Below are 23319 nucleotides of genomic sequence, written 5' to 3' on the forward strand. Positions count from 1 at the left end.
GATGGCGGCCACCTCTCCGGCGACGGACCCGCGCGCGCTGCTCTCCGCCAAGCGCTGGGTCGTACGCCCGCAGCGGATCCCGGACGCGCGTATCAGGGTGTTCTGCTTCCCCCACGCGGGAGCCGGGGCTGCCGCGTTCACCCCGTGGGCCGGACGGCTGCCCGCCGGGGCCGAGTTGTGCGCCATCCGCTTCCCGGGGCGGGAGAACCGGATCGACGAAGCGCCGTTCGACGACCTCCAACTGCTGGTGGACGCTCTGGAACCGGCTGTCGCCGCGCTGAGCGACCGGCCCTTCGTCCTCCTCGGACACTGCTCGGGCAGCGTGATCGCGCTGGAGCTGGCACACCGGCTCCGCGACAGACACGGGAAGCGGCCCGAGGCACTGGTCGTCTCCTCCATCGCGGGCCCCGTCCGGCGCTCCTCGGAGTCGATCCATCTGCTCCCGCGGGAGGAGTTCTTCGAACGCGTCGCGCTGTACGGCGGGATCGACGAGTCCGTGCTCGGCGACCCCGAGATCATGGATGTCTTCGAACCCACCCTGCGCGCCGACTTCCGTATCGCGGAGGAGGGGACGACCGAGCACACGGAGCGGCTGGACGTCCCCATCGTCGCGGTGGGCGGACGGCACGATCCCTTTGTCGGCTTCGAGGACCTGTCGGCCTGGGGCGAGGAGACCAGCACCTCGTTCTCGGTGCATCACCTCGACGCCGGTCACTTCGTGCTGAACGAGACGATGGAGCGGTTGGTGGCGGCCCTGCCCGCCCACCTGCGGCAGGCCGGCGTGGAGGAGCGCCCGCCTCGCCCGGCGCTCTGAGCCCGGCACTCTGAGCACGTACGGCTGCGGGCCGCCCGGTTCATCTCGGGCGGCCCGCAGCTCACTTGGACGGAGAAACGCCTCTGCCCGGCCGTCGGCCGGCCGGGCAGAGGCTGTTGCCGACTAACTCTCCATGGCCTCGACAAGACTCTTGGGCCGCATGTCGGTCCAGTGCTTCTCGATGAAGTCGAGGCATTCCACACGACCCGCCTCACCGAACGCGATCTTCCAACCGTCAGGTGCGTCCGCGAAGATCGGCCAAAGGGAGTGCTGACCCTCTTCGTTGACCAACACGTAGTAGTTGGCATCGGGGTCGTCGAATGGATTCGTCACCACGCCGTCCTTTCCCAGGTGATGTGAAATCGGGCGTCAGGTCAGGGCCATCCCCCGATCAACAGCGGCCATCGGAGGCTAATCAATCGGCAGCGATCACCACACCCTCGTTCAACTGCGCCACCGCACCAGTTGAACATCTTTCCCTCAGCCACCAGCGACGATACATCGCCCGACAGGCCCGTGGAGGTCGGTGCGGCGCCCCCGCTCCGCCCCTCCCCCGGTGCCGCGACGGGCCGCGGTTGTGCCCCCGTTCCCAGAATGGGTACGGTCGCCGGGCGTAGAAATCACCTGATGTCACGGTCTGCTGTGCTGATCGCGCACGTACTCCGAAAGGCGACCGAATGAGGGCATCGGACCTCGACAGATCCGCCCGGAGCGGGCCGAAGTCGCGGCCTGCGGCAGTGATTTCCGGACTGGGGACCTGCCTGCCGAAGACAGAGATCGGCAATTCGTCTCTTCCGGACGACCTGCAGACCAGCGACGAGTGGATTCGCACCCGCACCGGAATCGAGTCCCGCCGCCGGGTCACCCCTGACATCTCGGTGATCGACCTGGCCTGCGAGGCCGCCGGGAACGCCCTGCGTTCCGCGGGGACGGACTCGGTCGACAGCCTCGTCTTCGCCACGACCACGCCGGAGCGCCCGTGCCCCGCCGCGGCGCCGGAGATCGCGCACCGCGTCGGGCAGGGCGGCATTCCCGCGTTCGACGTCTCCGCGGTCTGCAGCGGCTTCCTGTACGCCCTGGCGTCGGCCGGCGCCCTCATCACCGCGGGGATCGTGAACAGCGCCCTCGTCGTCGCCGCGGAGACCTACTCCCGCATCGTCGACCCGACGGACCGGTCCACCGCCGTCCTCTTCGGCGACGGGGCCGGAGCGGTGGTGCTCCGCGCGGGTTCGTCCGACGAGCCCGGTGCGCTCCTCGCGTACGACCTGGGCAGTGACGGCGCGGGCGCGGAGCTGATCCGGGTTCCCGGAATCCGCGAGCAGCCGACCGGTGACCGCTGGTTCGCCATGGCAGGACGGACGGTGTACCTCCAGGCCATCGAGCAGATGGCGAACTCGACCCGGCGGGTGCTGAAGGACTGCGGCTGGAGTCCGCGGACACTCGACCTACTGGTACCGCACCAGGCCAACGCGCGGATCGTCGAGGCGCTGGCCAGACGGCTCGAGCTGCCCCCCGAGCAGGTGGTGTGCGGGCTGAGCCGGATCGGGAACACGGCGGCCGCCTCCATCCCTCTGGCGCTGGCCGGAGCGCTGTCGAGGAACGAGCTGCGGCCCGGCGCCCGAACGGCACTCACCGCCTTCGGCGGCGGTCTCAGCTGGGCGTCGACAGCCCTGGTCTGGCCGCAGCTGACCGCCATCACTTCAGAGGTCTGAGGGGATCTCAGAGGTCGAGATCTCAGAGGTCTAGGGGAAGGAACCCACCTGTGTTCATCGATTACCTGATCAATCTGCTGGGCACCGTGTACAAGGTTCCGGGGACCATCGATCCGGACAGGTCCTTCGTGGACCTGGAGGTCGACTCGCTCTCGCTGGCGGAGCTCGGCGCGCAGTTGGAGGACGAACTCGGCGTCGAGGTCGCGGAGGAGGACCTGAGCAGCCTCACCACCGTCTCCGAGCTGGCCAGGCTGTTGGAGTCACGCGGAGCGGACATACCAGCATGAGCACGAGCAGACACACGAGCAGACATCGGTCCCCCGAGGTGGTGATCACAGGCCTCGGGATGGTGACACCGGCCGGAACCGACACCATGACCTCCTGGAAGGCCGTCTGCGCCGGGCTGCCCACGGCGGCCCCTGACGCCCGGCTCCAGGGCCTGCCCGTGGACTTCAGCTGTGCGACCTCCGGGTTCGACGCGAACCGGCTGCTGGGTACCGACGCTCGCCGCATGGACCCCTTCTCGCAGTACGCCGTCGCCGCGGCCCGCGAGGCCGTCGCCGACGCGGCTCCGGGCGACGGGGGCTGGGATCCCGCACGCGTCGGAGTCCTGATGGGCAGCGCGTGCGGGGGCCTGGGGACGTGGCTGGAGCAGGCTGCGCGGCTGGCGGAGGCGAGGCCGCGACCGGTCAACCCGCTGGCGGTCCCGAAGGCCATCGGAAACATGGCGGCGGCCTCCGTGTCCATGGATCTGGGCCTGCACGGAGTGTCGCTCGGCCTCTCCACCGCGTGTGCGTCCGGCGCGTCCGCGCTGGGGTTCGCGCTCGACCTGCTGCGGGCCGGCCGCTGCGACGCGGTGCTCGCCGGGGGCACCGACGCCGCGGTGCTGCCCATCACGTCCGCCGGTTTCGACCGGCTCAAGGCGCTCTCCCGGCGCCGCGACGCGCCTTCGGCCGCCTCCCGTCCGTTCGACCGGGAGCGCGACGGCTTCGTCCTGGCGGAGGGGGCCGCGGTGCTCGTACTGGAGCACGCGGAAGCCGCGCGGGCGCGCGGCCGGCGGCCGTACGCGAGGCTGCTGGGCTACGGCGAATCCTCGGACGCCTACCACCTCACCTCTCCCCACCCGGAGGGGAAGGGCGCACAGCTCGCCATGCGGCAGGCCCTGGCGGACGCCGGGGTGTCCGCGTCGGAGGTGGCGCTGGTCAACGCGCACGCGACCAGCACGCCGCAGGGGGACGCCGTCGAGGCGCGGCTGATCGAGCACTTCTTCGGCTCGCACACGGCGGTGACCTCCACCAAGGGGGTGACCGGCCACATGCTGGGCGCGGCCGGCGCCGTCGAGGCGGCGTTCACGGCGCTGTCCATCGACCACGGCGTCATCCCGCCGACCGCCAACTTCGAGACGCCGGGCGCCGACGTGGCCGACATCGACATCGTCCATCGCACGGCCCGGCACGCCCCCGTCCCGATCGCGGTCAGCAACGCCTTCGGGTTCGGCGGCCACAACGCGGTGGTCGTCCTCGGCCGCCCCTGAGCCGCGGCGCCGCACCGCTCCCGTTCAACTGCGGCAGTGTCCGGCGGACAGCGCCCTCGCCTCGCGGGGACGGGCTGGCCTATCTTCTGAATCTTGGTGTCCGTTCGGGCAAGGGGCCCGATGTCTTGTGGGGTTGGTGGCATGGTTACCGGTCATGTGGTGCGGTTCGACGGCGTTCGGGGATTCGGGTTCATCGCGCCTGAGCATGGAGGGGAGGACGTCTTCCTGCATGTGAACGATCTGCTGATGCCCGAGCATCAGCTGCGCCCGGGGCTCGTCGTCGAGTTCGAGGTGGAGGAGGGGGATCGCGGGCTCAAGGCCTCGTCCGTCAGGCTGCCGGAGGGGGCCGAGGTCAAGCCGGCCGGCGCGCGCGCTGCCGGCGCCGGAGCGGTCGCGGCCAGGCAGGCGGACGGGGACGAGTCCCTGTGTGACGTGCTGACGGCGTCCGAGTTCCTGCATGAGGTGACCGACACGCTGTTGTCGGCCGCGCCCTCGCTCACGGGGGCGCAGATCATGCCCGTGCGCGACGGGCTTCTTCGGTTCGCCAAGAGCCACGGGTGGACCGAGGGCTGAGCAACGGCAGGGAGGGGGTGCGCGACCGCACCCCCTCCCTGCCGCTCTGCCGGGACCTTCCTACGTCGCCCCGGAAAAGCGCCCCACCTTGTCGAGCACGTCGGCGCTGTACAGGCGAAGCGCCTGCTGATAGGCGAACTCCGCCATGTAGCGCCGGAATTCGTCCGCGGATTCCTCCGCGAGCTGCAGCATCCGCCGATTGGCGACGACAGCGGGACCTCTCAGCCGCTCGAGGCTCCGCTCGACGGCTCCGTCCAGCTCCTCGTTCTCGTGGACCTCGTCCACCAGCAGCCGGGCGTCCGGTTCGGCGGCCCGGACCCGGCGGCCCTCCAGGATGATCTGCCGGGACAGACGGGGGCCGGCCGCCCGTACGAGTCGCAGGGCGGCGGCGCCGGGGATGATCCCCTCCTTGGCCGCGGGGAGGCTGAGGTAGGCGTCCGAGGCGGCGATGACATGATCGAACACCAGCAGGAGCTGGGCGCCGCCGCCGATGGCGAACGTGTCCACCACGGCGACCCAGGGCTTCTCGACCGTCGGCCTGCGCCAGCTGTCGCTGTCCTGCGGACGAATGCCGCGCAGGATCTTCTGGATGTAGCCGAGTTCCCGGCGCAGGAGAAAGTCGACGAGCGAGATGTCGCCGCTGTGCAGCGACTTGAGGTTGATGCCGGCGCTGAACACCCGCCGCCCCCGGTACCGGGGATGGGTCATCTCTCCCCCGCGCAGCAGGCAGACCTCCACCTCGGGATCCAGCAGCGCCAGATCCACCGCCGTCTCCATGTCGTCGATCTGACGGTTGTCCTCGGCGTTCAGGCAGTCGTCGCGGCACATCGTCAGGCGTGCCACGCCGGCGGTGCGCTCGATCCGCACCGACCCCAGGTCCGCCGCGCCCGTGGCGGCGTACCCGGCGTACAGCGCGAGTGCGCGGGGCGTCGGCCGGAGCTGCGACTCGACCAGGTGCGTGCCGGCCGTCGGCGAGCCCAGCAGCCGGCTGAAGAAGATGCCCTGGTCGATCTCGTGGCCCTCCTTCTCCGCCTGCGCCACGCTCCGTTCGGCCGCCAACTGGTCGCCGGTGGGGACGAGGCCGGGGAAGGCCGTCGCGGCAGCCTCGGCCAGCTCGGCCAGGCTCAGGCCGCGGTCGCGGTTCGCCGTCAGCTCGTCGTAGACGGCCTCCGCGTGCGCCTCCATGAAGGCGGCGCGCAGGGTACGGGTGCCGTCCAGCGCCGCGGCAGCGATCTCGCGCTCGCGCACGGACCGCTCCCGCGGCGCGGGCAGGGCGGCCAGCCGGTCCTGGGTGCGCCGGGCGGCCTCGGCCAGCACGATGCGGGCGCGGGCCAGCTCCCCCCGTACCGAAAGGGCTGTGTCGGGCCCGTGCGCCCGGACCGGGGCGGGCCCGATCACGACGCCACCTCTACGGCAGCGCGCCGCAGTGCCCGGTCGCAGGCGGCGAGGTGGGCACCGAGAGCGTCCTCGAAGGCGATGGAGGAGGCGTCGAAGATCAGCTGCCGGCGTATCGCCAGCTCGCTTCCCGAAACCGGGGCGAGCCTTTCGCCGGCGAGTTCCAGGGCCCGCGCCGGGTCGTCCGCCACCTCGTCGACCAGATGCACGGCCAGCGCCTCGGCCGCCGCCACGGGAGTGCCGAAGAGCGCGGCCCGACGGATCACGGAGGCGCCCGCGGCCTGCCGGCCCAGGCGGTAGAGCGCCATGCCCGGCCAGGTGGCCCCGTCCCTGACCGGCAGCACGAGACGGGTCGTTTCGGTGGCGATGCGGTAGTCGGTGGCCAGCAGGGCGTCCAGCGCCAGTCCGCCGCAGTCGCCCTCGGCGACGGCGATGGTGGCGGCCGGCAGCCGCTCCAGGCGGCGCAGTGCCCGCTCCCACTTGCTGACCAGCGACACGGTGAGGTCGTCCGGCCAGGGGCCGTCGGGGGTGCCGAAGACGTGGACGACCAGGTTGCGGCCGTCGGTCTCGACCCTGCCGCAGGCTTCGACGACCGCGCCGACCCATGCGGCGGACAGCGGCTGGCGCCCGTCGAGCCGTAGCACCCGGTCGTTGTCCTGATGATTCATCTGCTTCTCCGTCACCATTGCACCAGCGCTGTTTCGATGGTCGAGCCGGGCCCCATGGTCATGAGGGCTCCGTAGTCACCGACCTCGGGGGACCGCTCCCGGAGCAGTCGGTCGTAGGAGAAGAGGAACGAACCGCTCGAAACATTGCCGTAGTCGCGCAGCACGCCGGTGGTGTGCCGCACGTCGTGACGGGTGAGGCCGAGGTTGATCCGGACGGCGTCGATGACCTTCTTGCCGCCCGAGTGCACGAGCCAGTGGCTGACGTCGCTGCGGCGTATCCCGGCGCGCGACAGCAGCCGGTCGACGACCCGCTCGGCGTGGGCGCCGACCACGTAGGGGATCTCCGGGTCGAGGTAGAAGCTGAACTTCGCCTGCTCGTCGTCCCAGTCGTAGCGCATGGCCCCGATGGCGTCGGTGATGAGGTGGCTGGCGAATCCCAGGATGCGCGGGCTGCCGGGCGCCGACGGCACGAAGGCGGGGCCACTGGCGGCGTCCAGGCTGTCCGCCACGAGGCAGACCGCCGCGGCGCCGTCGCCGAACAAGCTGTTCACGACGGCCGTTCGCATGGTCGAGTCGATCACGTACGCGGCCGAGCAGGCCTCCACGCAGACCATGACGGCGACCTTGCCGGGGTTGGCCGCCGACCATCCGGCGACGGCGTTCAACGCGTTCAGCCCGGCGTTGCAGCCCATGCCGACGATGTCGACGCGGCTGGTGCCGGGTGAGAGCCCCATCTCGCGGATGAGCAGGGCGCTCAGGCCGGGAGTGAGGAATCCGGTGGAGGTGACGCAGCACAGGTAGTCGACGTCCGCCAGTTCGTAGCCGGAGCTCTCCAGGCAGGCGTGCACGGCGCGCGCTCCCATGTCCAGCGCGATTCTCTTGTGCTTGGCGAGCAGTTCGCCCTGGGGCTCGGCGAGGCGGCTGCCGTCGCTGCCTCGGGGCGGGATGGTGAGGTGACGCCGTTCGATGGCGCTGTTGAGGAAGACGGAGCGGACCTTGGGATCGGTGATCCCGAAAATGTCCAGGACCTCCGGCTGTGTGTACGAGGCTTCCGTGGTCGCCGTACCGACGCCGACGATGCCGACGACGCCCGTGCTCTTGCTCTCGGTGGCGTGCGGTTGCGGGAGAGCCGCGTGGAGGGTCATCGGTAGGTCCATCCCCACATGCGGGTCTTGCTTCGTATGGTGCGTAGCGCTGCTGACAGGTCGATCACCCTTCTGGTGAGATGGCGGACTGGGCTCTGATGAAGCGCCCCAACCGTTCGATCCCCCGCCCGATCTCGTCGCGGGTCAGATAGCTGACGGAGAGGCGGAGGCCGTGCTCGCCGCCGCCCTCGGGGTAGAAGTACGACAGGGGCGTCCAGATGACGCCGAACTCCTCCGCCGAGCGTTTCAGCGCGGTGTTGTCCGCGCTGAACGGCACCTGGACCGAGAGGAAGAACCCGCCGGTGGGCTTGTTCCAGCGGATGCCGAGCGCCGTCCGCTCGTCCTCGGAGAACTCCTGGTCGAGCTGGTCGAGTACGTCGCGCAGCGCCTTGCCGTAGTAGGCGGATGTCCGGGTGTTGAGCTTCGAGGCACGCCCGTCGGCGGAGAGGAGCATGCCGGCCACGACGGCCTGGGAGAGCGCCGAGGTGTTCACGGTCACCATGCTCTTGATCTTGGTGAGTTCGTCGGCCAGCAGCCCGGTGCGGCCGGTCGCGTCGACGACGCTCTGATCGGCGACGACGAAGCCGACCCGGGCCCCGGGAAAGAGCGTCTTGGAGAACGAGCCCAGGTGGACGACCCGGCAGTGGCGGTCGAGCGCCTTGAGCGTGGGCAGTTGCCGGCCGGGGCTGACGACCCGGTACGGGCTGTCCTCCAGCAGCAGGATGTCCTCGCGCGCGGCCAGTTCGAGCAGCTCCCGGCGGGTTTCCAGGGCAATGGTGGTGCCGGACGGGTTGGCGTGGTCGGGGATCACGTAGAAGGCTCGGGGGCGTCGGCCGCGCGCCCGTTCGGCGCGGATCGCGGCCTCCAGGTCGGCGCAGCGGAAGCCGTCGGGGTGCTCCGGGACCGCGGCCATCTCGGCGTCGAGCAGCCGGCCGACGCCGGTGATGCCCATGTAGCAGGGACTGGAGACCAGGATGACGTCCTGTCTCCCGGCCACCAGGGCCCGTACGGTGAGCAGCATCGCCTCCTGGGCACCGACGGTGACCACGATCGACTCCGGGGCGACGTGGATGTCCTCGTCCAGGCTCAGCCAGTCGGCGATCACCTCGCGGATCAGGCCGGCGGTCGGACCGTACTGGAAGAGCGCCGACCGGACGTCGCCCGGGGTGGCTCCGCCCTTCTCCAGGTGCTCCTGGTAGCGGCTCAGGTACTGGGTGATCTGGTCCGTGTCGAAGAAGCCGTCGTAGGGGCGGCCGGGTGCGAAGGAGATCGCCTGCGGATAGCGGTGGGTGATTCCGTTGAGGAAGTTCATGGTGTCCAGCACCGGGTCACCGAGGCTGCCGTGCAGCTCGTCCATGCGGAGCCGGGCCGGGCCCGTCACGATACGGCCACGTGGTGGCGTTCCAGCGCTGCGTACCGGGCCATGAGGGCGGCGGCGCCGAGCTCCGGGGAGCCGTGGGGCTGGACGAGGTCGTAGGAAAGGGTGCCGCGCTCGTGGGGCGAGCGGCCGAACGCCTGCAAGAGGTACGCCCCTGGGGCGCCCTGCGCCAGCACCTGCGCGTCGCGCAGGCCGGCGAGGTCGGGGAAGTGTCCGGCGAGCCGGTCGTCGTGGGCGTCCGGGGCGGGGAGGAACTGCATGCCGCGTGCTCTCAGCTCCCGTACGCCGGAGACGATGTCCGGGCTTCGGAACGCGAGGCTCTGCACCCCCGGTCCGCCGTTGCGCTCCAGGAAGCCGACGAGCGGGTCCTGCGGCGTAGCCGTCGCCGCCGGTGCCGCCAGCGCGAGCGTGACGCGCTCGGACGCGCTGCGCAGCACGGGCGGTTCCGTCGGTGCGGAGAGGCGGGTGAAGCCGAACGCGTCCTGGTAGAAGGCGGCCAGGTGGGCGGTCGTCTGCGGCTCGGCGCAGACCGCCACGTGGTCCAGCAGACGGATCCGCTCCACCGGGGGTGGGGGCGCCGTGCCCGCCGCCACCCACCGGCGCCCCGGCGGTGTGCTGCCCGCGGGGCGCCGGGGCAGCAGGGTGTGACAGACGTCGCCGAATGCCTTCAGCCGCGGGACCCCGTAGCGCGAGGGGGCCGGTCCGGCGCCGGCCGACCGTGCCGCCTCGTAGGTCGCCGTCACGTCGTCGCAGGCGAGGGCGATGTCCGCGATGCCGTCGCCGTGCTGGTGGAGGAAACCCCAGATCCCGTGGCCGGTGGTGACCACCAGCCGCACGTCACCCTGGCGCAGCAGGGTGGAGCTCCGGTCGACCTCCACGGCTTCCGCGGCCACGGTGAAGCCCATGGCCGAGACGAAGTGGTCGACCATCGACACCTTGTCGCGGGTGAACAGCTCGACATGAGCGATGTCGTGAACAGCCACTGAGAGTTCCTCCTGACCTGTGCGGTCACGGATGTCGATGGTCTCCGGATGCCGGCGGTTTCCGGATGCCGGCGGTTTCCGGATGCCGGCGGTTTCCGGATGCCGGCGGGAGCGGGGCCCTCGGGCGGGGTGTGCCCGGCTCGTCCGCCGGAAGGGAACTACCAGCGCCACTCCTGCTGGCGGTAGAGGTGACCGGCCGGGATGCCACGCTCCTTGCACCAGTTCAGGAACTCCTCGATCTGCTTGATCTGGTACGTGTCCTCGGTGTACGTGGTGGCCATGACGTGACCCAGCCACGGTTCCTCGCCCATGGCGTACACGTACGCCTCGCCGGCCCCCAGCTCCGTCATGATCGCGGCGGCCTGCTCGGCGTTGGAGCCGGAGAGCTTGCGCGAGTTGCTCATCTTCTTGGTGATGGGGATCGTCAGCAGTGCCTGGTAGAGCCAGGTCAGCGGCGCGCCGTCGCACTCCATGCCGAGGAAGGCCATGTCCGCGGTGCCCAGGTGCTTCTTGATGTAACGGTAGAGCGAGGGTTCGATGCCGGAGGAGTCGGCGCCGATGAAGACCTTCTTGCCGGCCACCTCCGCCCAGTACGTCGACTTGGCGCGGATGTCCAGGTCGCAGTGCTCGCCGAGGAACGGCGTGGCGGTGACCTTGCCGCCGGGGAACTCGATCTCGTCGAAGTCGTCGACCTCGAGCACGGGGAAACCCTGGTGCCTGAGCATGAGGGCCATGGACGGGTCCGCGAGATTGCCGCGCGCGCAGCGGGGGACGACGATCTTCCCGATACGGCCGCGGAGCTGCAGCAGTGTCTCGAGAACGATGTGGTCCTGGTGACCATGGGTGATCAGCACCAGGTCCATGTAGTCCGGGAGATCGTCCAGGGTGTAGCGGTCACCGGCCGTGCTGTCCGCGCTGATGAACGGGTCGGTCACGATGGCGGCCTGCGGCGTCTGCAGCACCAGGCAGGCGTGCCCGAAGTAGCGGATACGGCCGCCGGCGTCGATGTGCCGGTCCTCGGCGAGACTGGGCCGGTCGCTGAGCATGCCGCGCAGCTGCTCCGCCTGGGCGTCGTTCAGCTCCAGCGCGTCGCGCAGACGGCCGAGGCCGGTGGGGTGCACCCGGGCCTTGAAGAGCTCCTCCAGACCGGGGTGACGGAACGGCAGATCGAGTTCGAGGACGTCCGGCGTCGTCAGCCGGGGCGTGCTGAGAATGAAGGGGCGCTCGATCCCGGTCTCGAACGACAGCTGCACGGACTGGCGCGACTCCTGGTAGACGTCGCTGGTGTAGACGAGCGGCTCGATGAAGCGCATCTGCGCCTGGTTGTCGGTGTCGTAGGCCAGCTCGACCAGACCGCCCAGCTCCGGGGGGAGCTTGGGGTACAGCGGGGTGAGGTCGAAGCCGGTGGCGTTGGCCCGTAGCAGTTCCTGCCCTTCGGCTATCGCCTCGGCGAAGCGGAGGATCGCGGCCCTGTCACGCTTGATGCCCGCCAGGAGGTCGCGCACCTCGTCGGCGCGCTCCTCGGCGATGTTGATGAAGTAACCGCCGCGCAGGTCCGGATTGTTGCTGGCAGCCACGTGCACCTGCGGGGACTGCAGATACGACTCGAGCAACGGCACCTGTAGGAATGCGAGGTTCATCGCGGACTGCACGGGTGCCATGGTGTACGGCCAGGCGAAGAATCTATCCAGCAGCGGCTCGACAATAACCTTCGACCGCAGGAACAACGACTCGTCGGCCATTTTCGAGACCCCTCCAGAGGAATGTAAGAGAAACTGCATGCCCGTCAGACATGCTCGCCCGACTCCCGACGGCACCGCATGCGTCGGCCGTGTATGTATCGGAAAGGGGTGAAGCTTTCGCACCGATATCGGGCTGACATCAAGGGCTGGTCACATCGGCAGTATGGTTCCGGTTCCAGGCGATGGAACGATACTCCACGGTGCCGTGGCCGCCGCCTCGCCGTTCAACTGTGCCCGGGGCGGCAGTTGAACGGGAAAGGACGGCCATCGGGCCACTCATGCTGGCATTGACCAGGGCTGTCGCGCCATGATGCATCGCGGGCGCGTGGATTTCTCCGTGGCCTGACGTGGCGCTCACCGAAGGGCACGCCGAGGAGGGGGCCATCCACCATGAGAATCCGCAACGCCTCGTATCGGATGGTCCCCTGACAGCCGTGCGCGCGGGTACTCTCCGCGTTTCCGGCAGGAAGTGAAAAGCGCCCCATGCCTTTTGTCAAGACCAACGACATCCAGCTCTCGTACCAGCGTTCAGGCAGCGGTGAACCCGTCCTCTTGATCATGGGCTCGTCCGCCTCCGGCCGCGTCTGGACCATGCACCAGACTCCTGCGCTGAACCGGGCCGGATATGAAACAGTCACCTTCGACAATCGGGGCGTGGCCCCGTCGGACGCACCGGCGGGCGACTACTCCATCGCCGAAATGGTCGCCGACACGCGGGGGTTGATCGAGGCGCTGGACTTCGGCCCGTGCCACGTCGTGGGGTCCTCCATGGGTTCGATGATCGCCCAGGAGCTGGCGCTCGCCTCGCCCCATCTCGTGCGCTCCGCGACGCTCATGGCCACCCGGGGGCGCTCCGATGTCTTCCGTCGGGCCCAGGCGGCTGCCGACCGGGAGCTGCGGGAGAGCGGGATCCGGCTGCCGCCCAAGTACACGGCCACCAGGACCATGCTGGAGATGCTCTCGCCGGCGACGATGGACGACGAGACCACGGCCTCCGTATGGCTGGACATGTTCGAACTCACCGGCGACAACAGCGTCGGCGGCCAGTCGGCGGCCGTCTCGGCGCTCGGCGACCGACGTGCGGCACTGCGCGGTATCACCGTGCCGTGCCAGGCCGTCGCCTTCGCCGACGACCGCGTCTGTCCCCCTCGCCTGGTCGCCGAAGTCGCGGAGGCGATACCCGACTGCGGCCTCACCACAATTCCTGACTGCGGCCACCTCGGATACCTGGAACGCCCCGACGCGGTCAATTCGGTCCTCATCGAGTTCCTCGACATGCACCGGGGCACGACACCGCGGCAGCGCACGGCAGGCTCGCCGGTACCTGTCGCCGGATCTTGATCCGATTCATTTTCTCCATTCAACGCGAGAAAACCAGAGAGCGAGACAGTTTCCGTGAGCGTGCTGACAAGACCAACCCCGATACGCATCCGGCCGGGCGACGAGTCGGCCGAACGTCAGCGGGTCAGGCCGGGCACGGTGCGGCGGATTCTTCCGTACGCCCGGCCGTACCGTTGGCAGATCGCACTGCTGCTTACGGTGACCGTCATCGATGCCTGCATCGCGGTCGGCAGCCCGTTGATCCTCAAGCTGATCATCGACCAGGGCATCATTCCCAAGGACTTTGATCGCGTCGTGTGGCTCAGCATCGGGCTGGCCGGACTGGCCCTGGTGAACGCCGGGGCCGTCTTCGTCCAGACCTGGTGCTCGAGCCGGGTCGGCGAAGGCGTCGTCTTCGACCTGCGAACCAAGGTGTTCGCCCATGTCCAGCAGCAGCCGGTCGCCTTCTTCACCCGGACCCAGACCGGCAAGCTCATCAGCCGCCTCAACTCGGACATCGCCGGCGCCCGCCAGGCCGTGACCAGCATCCTCGCCCAGGCGGTCTCCACGATCCTGACCCTGATCCTGGTCCTGGCCGCCATGCTCTACCTGTCCTGGCAGATCACGGTGGCCGCCCTGGTGATGATCCCGGTGTTCCTGATCCCCGTGCGGGTGCTCGCGCGCCGGATACAGCGGCTCTCGCGGTCGATGATGGAGCAGGACGGCGAGATGAGCGCGCTGATGACCGAGCGCTTCAACGTCTCCGGAGCGATGCTGGCCAAGCTCTACGGCCGCCCGCAGGACGAGAAGGAACTGTTCGCGAGCAAGGCCGGCAAGGTCCGCACGCTGGCGATCAGGCTGGCCGTCTGGGGACGGCTGCTGCCGATCATCGTCACCGTGCTGACCACGTTCACCACGGCCCTCGTCTACGGCCTGGGCGGCGCGCTCACCATCGACGGCGCCATCCAGTTCGGCACGCTGGTGGCCATGGTGGCGCTGCTGATGCGGCTGTACGGGCCCGTCAACGAGCTGTCGTCCATGCAGGCGACCGCGACGGTCGCCCTGGTGAGTTTCGACCGGGTCTTCGAGATCCTCGATCTCAAGCCGCTGATCACCGAGCGCCCCGGCGCCAAGGCCCTGCCGCCGGGGGCCGGGAGCGGCAACGGCTCGGCCCCGTCGGCCCCGGACGTCGCATTCGAGGCGGTCTCCTTCCGATATCCCAGCGCTGACGAGGTGTCACTGCTCTCGCTGGAGCTGCACACGAGCAGCAAGGCCGACCGGTCTGGGGCGAACGCGCCGGACGTGCTGCACGAGCTGAGCTTCCACGCCCCCGCCGGCAAGCTCACGGCACTGGTCGGGCCGTCGGGTGCCGGCAAGACCACCATCACCCAGCTGGTGCCGCGTATGTACGACACGACCTCGGGCACCGTGCGCATCGGCGGTCACGACGTCCGCGATCTGAGCCTCGCGTCGCTGGGCGAGAGCGTCGGGGTCGTCACCCAGGAGTCGCACCTCTTCCACGACACCCTGCGCGTCAACCTGTCGTACGCTCGCCCCGGGGCCGGCGAGGAGGAGCTGATCGAGGCGTGCAAGGCCGCGCTGATCTGGGACACCGTCAGCGCTCTGCCCGAAGGGCTCGACACCGTCGTGGGTGAGCGCGGTTACCGGCTCTCCGGCGGCGAGAAGCAGCGGATCGCGCTGGCCAGGCTGCTGATCAAGGCTCCCCCGATCGTCGTGCTCGACGAGGCCACCGCGCACCTGGACTCGGAGTCGGAAGCGGCGATCCAGCAGGCTCTCAGGACCGCCCTCGCAGGCCGCACCTCGCTGGTGATCGCGCACCGGCTCTCCACCATCCGCGAGGCAGACCAGATCCTGGTCGTCGACAGCGGCCGGATCTGCGAGAGCGGCACTCATGAGGAGCTGCTCGCGGCCGGGGGGCTCTACGCCGATCTCTACCACACGCAGTTCTCCCAGCAGGCGACGGACCGGTTGCCCGAGCCGTCCGAGCCGTCCGAGCCGTCCGAGCCGTCCGAGCCGTCCGAGCCGTCCGAGCCCTCTGCGGCGAACGCGGAAGCGTCACCGGCTGGAGCGTGACCGACTCCGCCTCTCGATCACGGAAGCCGGGACATCTCCTGAAGGAGGTGTCCCGGCTTCCGTGATCGTGCCGGTGCACGGGCGACGGGCCGGTGCTCGGGAACGGGGCCGAACATGGCGAAGGGCCCGGGCCTGCCGGTGACAGTTCGACACTGACGCCGGCTCGGCTGCGGGCCACTCGCATGAGTACCGCGGGTCTGGTCGGCTCAGAAGAGCGGCCGACGGATGCGTGCGATGCAGAAGGCGACCAGCAGCCCGGAGAGTGCGAGGTATCCCGCGAACTCGATCCACTGGAATCGCCAGTAGCGGTTTGCGGGCTGATATGCGACGTCGAGGTGCAGGTTCTTCGTCGCCAGACAGGCCTTGACCTTGTCCATGTCGCCGTTGAAGCATTCCTTCTCGTACTGAGCGACGGTGAAGGGCTTGTTGTCCGCCTCGAGCATCGTATGGGTGCTGTCCAGCATCCATGCTCCGGAGATGTTGTATCCCTTGATCTGCATCTTGCTGTTCTCGTCCCGGATCGCCTTGAACTCGGTGTCCGCTTCCAGGGCCACCGTCGCGGTGGACGGCTCCTGCAGATGCGGGCGGATCCCGAACGAGGTGATGACCTGGAACGCGGCGACCACAGCCAGCGCGACCACCATGGCCGGCAGCGTACGCCGGATCAGAAGTCCCATGGTCACGGCGAGCACGAAGGCGAAGACGGCGTACGCGAGCGGTGTGATGTTCCTCGACATGAACCCCATGGCGCCGAACCGCTCACCTTGGACAAGGTCGTACGGACTCGCGGCCCAGGTGAGCAGCAGGCTGAACACGCCCACCACGATCACGCTGGCCAGCGCGATGAACGAGAGCTTCACGACCAGCCAACGAGTCCGCGAGACGCTCTGGTTCCAGACCAGCCGGTGCGTGCCGCCCTCGAGTTCACGAGTGATGAGCGGCGCACCCCAGAAGAGGCCGATGAGCGCGGGAACGGAAATGAGCAGGACACTGGCCAGAAAGACCTGCAGTTCGTAGTCGCTCAGGAACAGCTGCGTGGCGCCTTCGCAGTCGCCGCTGGTCTTGCAGCCGACGATGTCCTTGTCATAAGCGTCACGAATCTGCATGCCCAGGTAGATCAGATAGCCCGCGAGGCCCACCAGGGCGACAGCGGCCGTCAGGGCCTGCACACGGAATTGTCTCCAGGTGAGCCAGATCACTGCCGGGCCTCCAAGAACTGCTGCGCCGTCCCGGTCACCGATGCGTACGCGGACCGGCTCATGTAGGCGAGGATGATGTCTTCGAGGTCCAGGTGCGTGGCCTCGGTGAAGTGGTGGGGGATCGGTCCGGTCGAGCGCACGATCAGCGTGGTCTGGCGGTCCGTGTGCGCGGCCTGGATGATCTCGATGTCCTGGGGCAGATCTTCGAAGTCGCCCTGCGCTCCCACCAGTCGGTAGTGCTCGGCCACGAGGTCATCGGCCTCGCCCGCCACCTGAAGGCGGCCGTCACCCAGGACGACCACGTGGTCGCAGATCCGCTCGAGGTCGCCGAGAAGGTGCGAGGAGAGGATGACGCTGGCCTCGAGTTCGGCGACGAACTCCATGAGGTTCTGCAGGAATCCGCGTCGGGCCAGCGGGTCCAGTGCGGCGACCGGCTCGTCGAAGATCAGCAGTTCGGGTCGCTTGGCGGCAGCGATGGTCAGGGCGAGCTGGGCCCGCTGGCCTCCGGAGAGCCTGCCGGCCTTGTGGTCGGGTTTCAGGTTGAGCTGTCGAACCTGCCGCTCTGCCAGCTTCTGGTCCCACCGCGGATTCAGCTCGGCGCCCAGCCGCAGGTGCTCGGCCACGGTGAGGTTCGCGTAGACCGGTGTGTCCTGGGCGACGAATCCGACCCGGGCCAACTGGTCGGTGCCGGCGGCCGGATGGTGGCCGAGGACCTTGATGGTCCCCTCGCTCGGCTGGATCAGTCCGCAGGCCAGCCCGAGGAACGTGGACTTGCCGGCTCCGTTCGGGCCGACGAGGCCGACGACCCGGCCCTCTGGAATCTGCAGATTGCAATCCGCCAGTGCTTCGTGGCGGCCGTACCTCTTCCCGAGGCCTTCAGCTTCTAAGACGAACGTCATTTCCCCTCCTTCATGGAAGTCCGGAATGTGGTGGCGAACAGTGCTTGAATGCTTTCCTCGTCGAGCCCCGCCCACTTCGCCTTGGCCAGCCACTGCTCCAGCTCTTTCCGCAGGGGCTCATGTGCTGTCAAGGAGTCATCCGCGAGCGTGCGGACGACAAAGGTCCCCACTCCCGGCTGAGGTGACACCAGGCCCTCGTGTTCGAGTTCCCGATACGCCTTCAGGACAGTGTTCGGATTGACTGCAACGATGGCCACAACTTCCTTGACCGTCGGCAACTGATCACCGACGTCGAGCAAGCCCAGGCGTAGTGCCTGGCGAACTTGCTGGGCAATTTGGGCATACGGTGCGACACGACTTCGAGCGTCCAGATAAAAGTCGATCAAGGCAATACCTCCTCTCACCTCCTTCACTAGGACCCTAGCACAATAGGCTTACACAACCTTGTGGGTTGATCCGTTCAAGCGGGTTCGGGGCGATGCCTCGGTGTGCGGTCCGCGGTGAGTGCCGGTCGGCCGGTTCGGCGCGGCACCTCCGAGTACCTTCGCGTCGCGGGCGGACAGGGGCTGTCGCCTGGTCAGGTGCGCATACGGCGCCCCGGCCTCTGCCCACGGGCCGGCGAAGTCGGCGCCCGAGGGCCGGAGTTGAGGCAGGCGCAGAGTGAAGCGGCTGGCTCCGCCGCGGGCACGGGCGGTGCGGATCACCGCGGCGGCGAACGTGCCCGCCACGCGCACCGAGTTCACACCGCACCGGCGTCAGCCGATGGCAGCGAGGACCGTGGCAGCGAGTGCGGCGTGGAGAGCTCTGGATCAGGGGCGTTCAGGCCCTCGACCTCGGTGTGTCCGTAGCCGACGCCGAGTTCGGCACAGCCGTGGGCCGGCTTGCTGGTGCCGAGCCGTGGGCCGGCTTGCTGGTGCCGTCCGGTCCGAGACAGACGACGTGTCCATGCCGGGCGGCAGCGGATTGCGCGCCGCTCGGCCTGGCACACCAGCAAAGCCGGCCCGCCGTAAGCGATCAGATTCGAGTGTGCAGCCATTCCGCGATGGCTTCCCAGGCACGTGCCAGCATGTCAGGCCGTGCCATGTCCGAGTGCGCGCAGGGAAGCGGGACGGTGGATGCCTGCCGAGTGAGGTGGGGCTGCCACAGGGTCTCGGCGGAGAAGTCCGCCCGTTTTCCTTCTTCCGCGACGAGAATCAGGGTCTCCCCACCGAATGTGCCGTAATTGTGCCGTATTCTCAGCGTGGCATTGTTGTCGAACACCTGGGCAAGGGAGGCGATTTCCTCCTCGTCGACTCCGCCCATGAGCGCACCGAGTTCAGCCCGGATACGCTCCGCCAGGCGTGCCGTGCCATCGGCCGTCGTACGCCGGGAAGGCACGGTATCGGTCCCCGGCACCGCCGGGAACGCGTCCATGAGGATCAGCGACACCTGCTCCCCCTCGGCCTCGAGCCGGACCGCGATCTCGTGTGCCGGCGTACCGCCGAAGGACCAGCCCACCAGGTAGTAAGGGCCGGACGCCTGCAGACTGCGGATGCGGTCCACATACTCCGCCGCCATGTCGGCGACGGAGCCGGGAAGCGCCCCGGGGCCGTCGACTCCCCGCGCCTGGAGTCCGTACAGCGGATGCTCCTGCGGGATGTAGCGGGCGAACGGCATGTAGCACCAGCTCAGGCCACCCGCGGGGTGGATGAAGAAGAACGCCGGGCCGGTGCCGCCGGTCCGGATCGGCAGCACGTCGCCCAGGGCGTCCTGCACCGACGACAGACCGAACGTCTGCATCAGTCGTGTCGGCGTCGGGTTGCTGATCAGCGTCCGCAGCGACACGGTCACGCCTCTGTCCCGGAGCCGCTGCACCAACGACACCGCCAGCAGCGAGTGCCCGCCGAGCGCGAAGAAGTCGTCGTCCACGCCGACCTCGGGAACGCCCAGGACCTCGGCGAACGCCTCGCACACCGCTGCTTCGAGTACGCCTGAGGGGCCACGGCCTGACGCCGGATCACCACCGAGTCCCGCCTTGTAGTCCGGAGCGGGGAGCGCCTTGCGGTCGAGCTTGCCGTTCACCGTCAGCGGCAACTCGGGCAGGACCACGACAGCCGACGGCACCAGGTGGGCGGGCAGCCGGTCGGCTGCGTAGTCCCGCAGCTCGGGCCCCTGCGCCTCGCCGACCACGTAGGCGGTGAGGCGCTTGTCGCCCGGGACGTCCTCCCGTGCGATCACTGCGGCTTGTCCGACCTGCGGATGCGCGACCAGCACCGCCTCCACCTCGCCCGGCTCGATCCGGAAACCACGGATCTTCACCTGCTCATCCGTACGTCCCAGATACTCCAGCCGGCCATCCACCGACCACCGCGCCCGGTCACCCGTGCGGTACATCCGCTCGCCTCCGCCACCGAACGGGGAGGCCACGAACCGCTCGCCCGTCAGCCCCGGACGGTTCAGATACCCGCGCGCCAACTGCGCACCCGCGAGATACAGCTCACCCGCGACCCCCGCCGGCAGCGGACGCAGCCACTCATCCAGCACGTACACCCGCGTGTTGGTCACCGGAGTGCCGATCGGCATCCCGCCGTCCTCCGCACCGGCGGCAGGCTCGCCGGGACCCACCGTGCAGGTGACACATCCGACCGTCGCCTCGGTCGGCCCGTACTCGTTCACCACCGTCGCCGACGGATTGGCCCGACGCCAACGCTCCAGCACGTCCACCGACAACGCCTCACCACCCACCACCAGGTCGCCCGACAGCTCGGCTCCCGCGGCCAGCTCGCCCAGCAACGCCAGGTGGCTCGGAGTCACCTTCAGGAACGTGCACCCGCCTTCTGCCGACAGCGCCTCCCGTACCCCTTCGCTCTCCGTCAGTTCCACCACCCGCACACATCCACCGACCGTCAGCGGCCCCAACAGCGACGTCACCGTCAGGTCGAAGGCCACCGAGGAGTGCAGGCCCGCCACCCCACGCAGACCCGTGTACCGCTCAGCACACCACTCCAGATAGCCCACCGCGCCCCGCTGGCTGACGACCACGCCCTTAGGACGCCCCGTCGACCCCGACGTATAGATCACATAGGCCGGATGTGCCGGCACCAGCGGACCAAGCCGCTCAGCGTCCGTCAGCTCCGCGCCCGACAGCCCGGCGAGCCGCTCCTCGACCTCAGGCTCCCCCAGCGCCACACACGCCACGCCACCGGACAATCCGGCAACATGACCGGCCGTCGTGATCAGGCACACCGGAGCCGCGTCACCCACCATGAAGGCGACGCGTTCCGCCGGATAGCCCGTATCGATCGGCAGATACGCCGCCCCCGCCTTGAGCACGGCCAACACCGCCACCACCAGCTCGACGGAGCGCGGCAACGCCAGCCCCACGACGCGCTCCGGGCCCACCCCGTCGGCCACCAGCAGCCGCGCCAGCCGGTTGGACCGCGCATCCAGCTCCCGATAGGTCAGCGACTGCCCCTCGCAGACCACGGCCACCGCGTCCGGAGTCCGCGCGACCTGCGCCGCGAGCAACCCGGGCACCGTCGCATCCGACTCCGGCGCCGCGGTGTCGTTCCACTCCACCAAGAGCTGGTCGTGCTGGGCCTCGTCGAGGATGTCGACCGCCGACAGCGAGCTGGCCGGGTGGTCTTCCAGCGCGGTGACGAGGTTGTCCAGGCAGGTGTGCAGCAGCCGGCACACCGCCTGCCCGTCCACCGAACCCACCGCATCCACAGTCAGTCCGAATCCGGAACCGAGATCGTCCACCGAGACGGCCACCGGATAGTTCGTGGCCTCCCGTGTGAACACCGTCCGGATCCGCCTGGGCGTGGTGTCCGCCTCCTGGCGGGGCTCCGCGGCCGGACGCTGGCTGTGGCGGTAGTTGAAGAGTGAGGTGAACAGGGGACTGCCGCCGGGTACGCCGCTGGCCTGCTGTGCGAGCGTCAGCGGGGCATGCTCGTGCACCAGCAGTTCCGCCAGCTGGTCGCGCACGCCCTCCAGTGCCTCACCGACCCCCACGCTGCCGACCCGGACCCGGACCGGCAGTGTGTTGAGGAACAGCCCCGGTACCCGGTCGGCGCCCTCACCGGCGTTCATCCGCCCGAACAACACCGTGCCGAACACGACGTCGTCACGCCCGCTGAGGGTGGCGACGACCCGGGCCCACGCCAGATGGAACACCGACGCCGGACTCACCCCCAGGCCGCGGGCGGCCTCCCGCACCCGGGCGCTGATCTCCTCATCCACGCGCAGATGCGAGCGCAGCACACCACTGCCGTCGCCGTGCGCATCGAGCAGTCCGTACGGGGCGGTGGTCTCCTCCACATCACCCAACAGCCCGGCGAAGTAGTCCTGGTGCTCCTCCCGGGTCACGCCCAGCCGCGCCTGCGCCACGAAGTTGCGGAACGGCAACGGCTCCGGAAGTGAATCCTCCCGGCCTGCCATGAACGCGCCCATCTCCTCCAGCAGCACGTCCTGTGTCGTGTGGTCCTGGACCAGGTGGTGTATCCGCAGCAGGGCCAGCCACCGGCCCTCACTCGCCGGCTCCGCAGCCGTGTGCACATCGATCAGCGGGGCACTACCGATGTCCATGACCGAGCCTGCCGCCGTGATCAGCTCCTGCACCGCGGCCTTGCCGACACAGCTCAGCTCCACCGGAACAACCGGCAGGACGGCCTGGCGGGTGACCACTTGGACCGGCTCGCTCAGGCCCTCCCACACGAAGGCTGTGCGGTAGATGTCATGGCGGTCCACCACCCGCTGCAACGCCCCAAGGAACGCGTCCAGCCGCTCCCGCGAGTCGAACGCGATCACCCGCGGCGCCGCATATACGTCCGCGCCGCCGTCCGCCTGCAACAGGTGGTGGAAGAGGATGCCTTCCTGGAGGGGGGCGAGGGGGTAGATGTCCGCGATGTTCGCGGCGCCGCCCGGTATCCGCGCGACGATGCGTTCGACCTCCGCGACCGACAGCTCCACCAGGGGGAGCATGTCGGGGGAGAGACGGTCCGCGCCGTCCGGGATCCCGTTCGCCGGCACCACGACCGGTTCCGGAGCCGCGACCGCGGCCAGACCGGCCGGCGTCGGCGTCTGGAACAACGCCCGCACCGACACCGACACCCCCCGCCCACGCAACCGCTCCACCAACGACACCGCCAGCAACGAATGACCACCCAGCACGAAGAAGTCGTCATCGACTCCCACCACAGGCACGCCCAGGACCTGGGCGAAGGCCTGGCACAGGATCTCCTCCTGCACCGACCCCGGCGCCCGGCCACCCACCACCGACACACCCGCATAATCAGGAGCCGGAAGGGCCCCGCGGTCGAGTTTGCCGCTGCCCGTCAGCGGCAGCGCCTCCAGCACCACCACCGCGGACGGCACCATATGGTCCGCCAGCCGCTCCCCCGCAAAACCACGCACCGACGCCACCAGCACGGCAGGATCGGTGTCCTCATCGTCAGCGACCACGTAAGCGATCAGCCGGACATCACCCGGAGCGTCCTCGCGGGCCACCACCGCCACCTGCGCCAGCTGCGGATGAACCGACAGTGCGGTCTGGACTTCGCCCGGCTCGATCCGGAAACCACGGATCTTCACCTGGTCATCCGCACGCCCCGCAAACACCAACTCCCCGTCCGCCGTCCAGCGGGCCCGGTCACCGGTGCGGTACATCCGCTCACCCGCACCACCGAACGGACACGCCACGAACCGCTCACCCGTCAGCCCCGGCTGACCCACATACCCCCGCGCCAGCTGCACACCCGCGACATACAACTCACCCACCACACCCGGCGGCACCGGGCGCAACCACCCGTCCAGGACATAGAAGCGGGTGTTCGCCACCGGCGTGCCCACCGGCACCACACCACCCGCGACCTGCGCCGCCGTC

Annotated in this window: 18 protein-coding genes; 7 read left to right on the plus strand and 11 right to left on the minus strand. The window is 69.3% G+C overall.

Annotation, left to right across the window (positions count from 1 at the left end; translation table 11 throughout):
- The first annotated feature begins 1 nt into the window (after position 1).
- Entirely contained in the window at positions 2–814 is an 813-nt protein-coding gene (locus tag BZL64_RS20465) for a thioesterase II family protein (protein ID WP_086770651.1), read from the plus strand.
- Positions 815–937: 123 nt separating this feature from the next.
- Here the strand turns inward: BZL64_RS20465 and BZL64_RS20470 are convergent, their stop codons facing one another.
- On the minus strand, positions 938–1147 hold the full coding sequence (locus BZL64_RS20470; protein ID WP_086770652.1) for an MbtH family protein: 210 nt from the start codon (positions 1145–1147) through the stop codon (positions 938–940).
- Positions 1148–1551: 404 nt separating this feature from the next.
- Between BZL64_RS20470 and BZL64_RS20475 the strand changes: the two genes are divergently transcribed.
- The 4 genes from BZL64_RS20475 (at position 1552) to BZL64_RS20490 (ending at position 4633) form a co-directional block, all read left to right on the plus strand.
- The gene (locus tag BZL64_RS20475) at positions 1552–2526 is read left to right on the plus strand and encodes a beta-ketoacyl-ACP synthase III (protein WP_244205415.1); all 975 of its coding nucleotides are present in this window, start codon (positions 1552–1554) and stop codon (positions 2524–2526) included.
- Positions 2527–2576: 50 nt separating this feature from the next.
- Entirely contained in the window at positions 2577–2813 is a 237-nt protein-coding gene (locus tag BZL64_RS20480; protein ID WP_086770654.1) for an acyl carrier protein, read from the plus strand.
- Positions 2810–4060: a beta-ketoacyl-[acyl-carrier-protein] synthase family protein gene (locus tag BZL64_RS20485; RefSeq protein ID WP_167396173.1), complete on the plus strand. Its 1251-nt coding sequence runs from the start codon at positions 2810–2812 to the stop codon at positions 4058–4060. Before BZL64_RS20480 ends, BZL64_RS20485 begins: the two co-directional genes overlap by 4 nt.
- A gap of 141 nt (positions 4061–4201) precedes the next feature.
- A complete protein-coding gene (locus tag BZL64_RS20490; protein ID WP_086770655.1) occupies positions 4202–4633 on the plus strand; it encodes a cold-shock protein in 432 nt (143 codons plus the stop codon).
- Between the two features lie 60 nt (positions 4634–4693).
- Here the strand turns inward: BZL64_RS20490 and dpgC are convergent, their stop codons facing one another.
- The 6 genes from dpgC to BZL64_RS20520 form a co-directional block, all read right to left on the minus strand.
- Positions 4694–5968 carry a (3,5-dihydroxyphenyl)acetyl-CoA 1,2-dioxygenase DpgC gene (dpgC, locus tag BZL64_RS20495; protein WP_086770667.1) on the minus strand — a complete coding sequence of 425 codons (1275 nt, stop codon included), beginning with the start codon at positions 5966–5968 and terminating at the stop codon, positions 4694–4696.
- Between the two features lie 59 nt (positions 5969–6027).
- Positions 6028–6696, minus strand: a complete 669-nt coding sequence (dpgB, locus tag BZL64_RS20500; protein WP_208639480.1) for an enoyl-CoA-hydratase DpgB — start codon at positions 6694–6696, stop codon at positions 6028–6030.
- A gap of 11 nt (positions 6697–6707) precedes the next feature.
- Complete coding sequence (dpgA, locus tag BZL64_RS20505; protein WP_086770657.1) at positions 6708–7841, minus strand: 3,5-dihydroxyphenylacetyl-CoA synthase DpgA; 1134 nt, start codon at positions 7839–7841, stop codon at positions 6708–6710.
- A gap of 64 nt (positions 7842–7905) precedes the next feature.
- The gene (locus BZL64_RS20510) at positions 7906–9198 is read right to left on the minus strand and encodes an aminotransferase-like domain-containing protein (protein WP_244205419.1); all 1293 of its coding nucleotides are present in this window, start codon (positions 9196–9198) and stop codon (positions 7906–7908) included.
- Positions 9199–9218: 20 nt separating this feature from the next.
- Positions 9219–10202, minus strand: coding sequence for a VOC family protein (locus BZL64_RS20515; RefSeq protein WP_086770658.1), 984 nt, complete (start codon positions 10200–10202; stop codon positions 9219–9221).
- A 158-nt stretch (positions 10203–10360) separates the two neighbouring features.
- Entirely contained in the window at positions 10361–11944 is a 1584-nt protein-coding gene (locus tag BZL64_RS20520) for an MBL fold metallo-hydrolase (RefSeq protein ID WP_086770659.1), read from the minus strand.
- A gap of 483 nt (positions 11945–12427) precedes the next feature.
- On the opposite strand from BZL64_RS20520, the gene BZL64_RS20525 reads away from it, so the two are divergent.
- The gene (locus BZL64_RS20525) at positions 12428–13285 is read left to right on the plus strand and encodes an alpha/beta fold hydrolase (protein ID WP_086770660.1); all 858 of its coding nucleotides are present in this window, start codon (positions 12428–12430) and stop codon (positions 13283–13285) included.
- A 60-nt stretch (positions 13286–13345) separates the two neighbouring features.
- Positions 13346–15358 carry an ABC transporter ATP-binding protein gene (locus BZL64_RS20530; RefSeq protein WP_244205418.1) on the plus strand — a complete coding sequence of 671 codons (2013 nt, stop codon included), beginning with the start codon at positions 13346–13348 and terminating at the stop codon, positions 15356–15358.
- Between the two features lie 206 nt (positions 15359–15564).
- Here the strand turns inward: BZL64_RS20530 and BZL64_RS20535 are convergent, their stop codons facing one another.
- From BZL64_RS20535 to BZL64_RS20555, 4 genes are all read right to left on the minus strand, one after another.
- On the minus strand, positions 15565–16557 hold the full coding sequence (locus BZL64_RS20535) for an ABC transporter permease subunit (protein ID WP_086770661.1): 993 nt from the start codon (positions 16555–16557) through the stop codon (positions 15565–15567).
- Entirely contained in the window at positions 16554–17456 is a 903-nt protein-coding gene (locus BZL64_RS20540) for an ABC transporter ATP-binding protein (protein ID WP_086770662.1), read from the minus strand. Before BZL64_RS20540 ends, BZL64_RS20535 begins: the two co-directional genes overlap by 4 nt.
- Positions 17453–17842 carry a GntR family transcriptional regulator gene (locus BZL64_RS20545; RefSeq protein ID WP_086770663.1) on the minus strand — a complete coding sequence of 130 codons (390 nt, stop codon included), beginning with the start codon at positions 17840–17842 and terminating at the stop codon, positions 17453–17455. The genes BZL64_RS20540 and BZL64_RS20545 overlap by 4 nt, the downstream gene beginning before the upstream one ends.
- A gap of 628 nt (positions 17843–18470) precedes the next feature.
- On the minus strand, positions 18471–23319 hold a 4849-nt coding region (locus BZL64_RS20555; RefSeq protein ID WP_143663243.1), incomplete at its 5' end, for a non-ribosomal peptide synthetase.

Source organism: Streptomyces bobili, assembly GCF_002154575.1.
GTDB lineage: Bacteria > Actinomycetota > Actinomycetes > Streptomycetales > Streptomycetaceae > Streptomyces > Streptomyces bobili.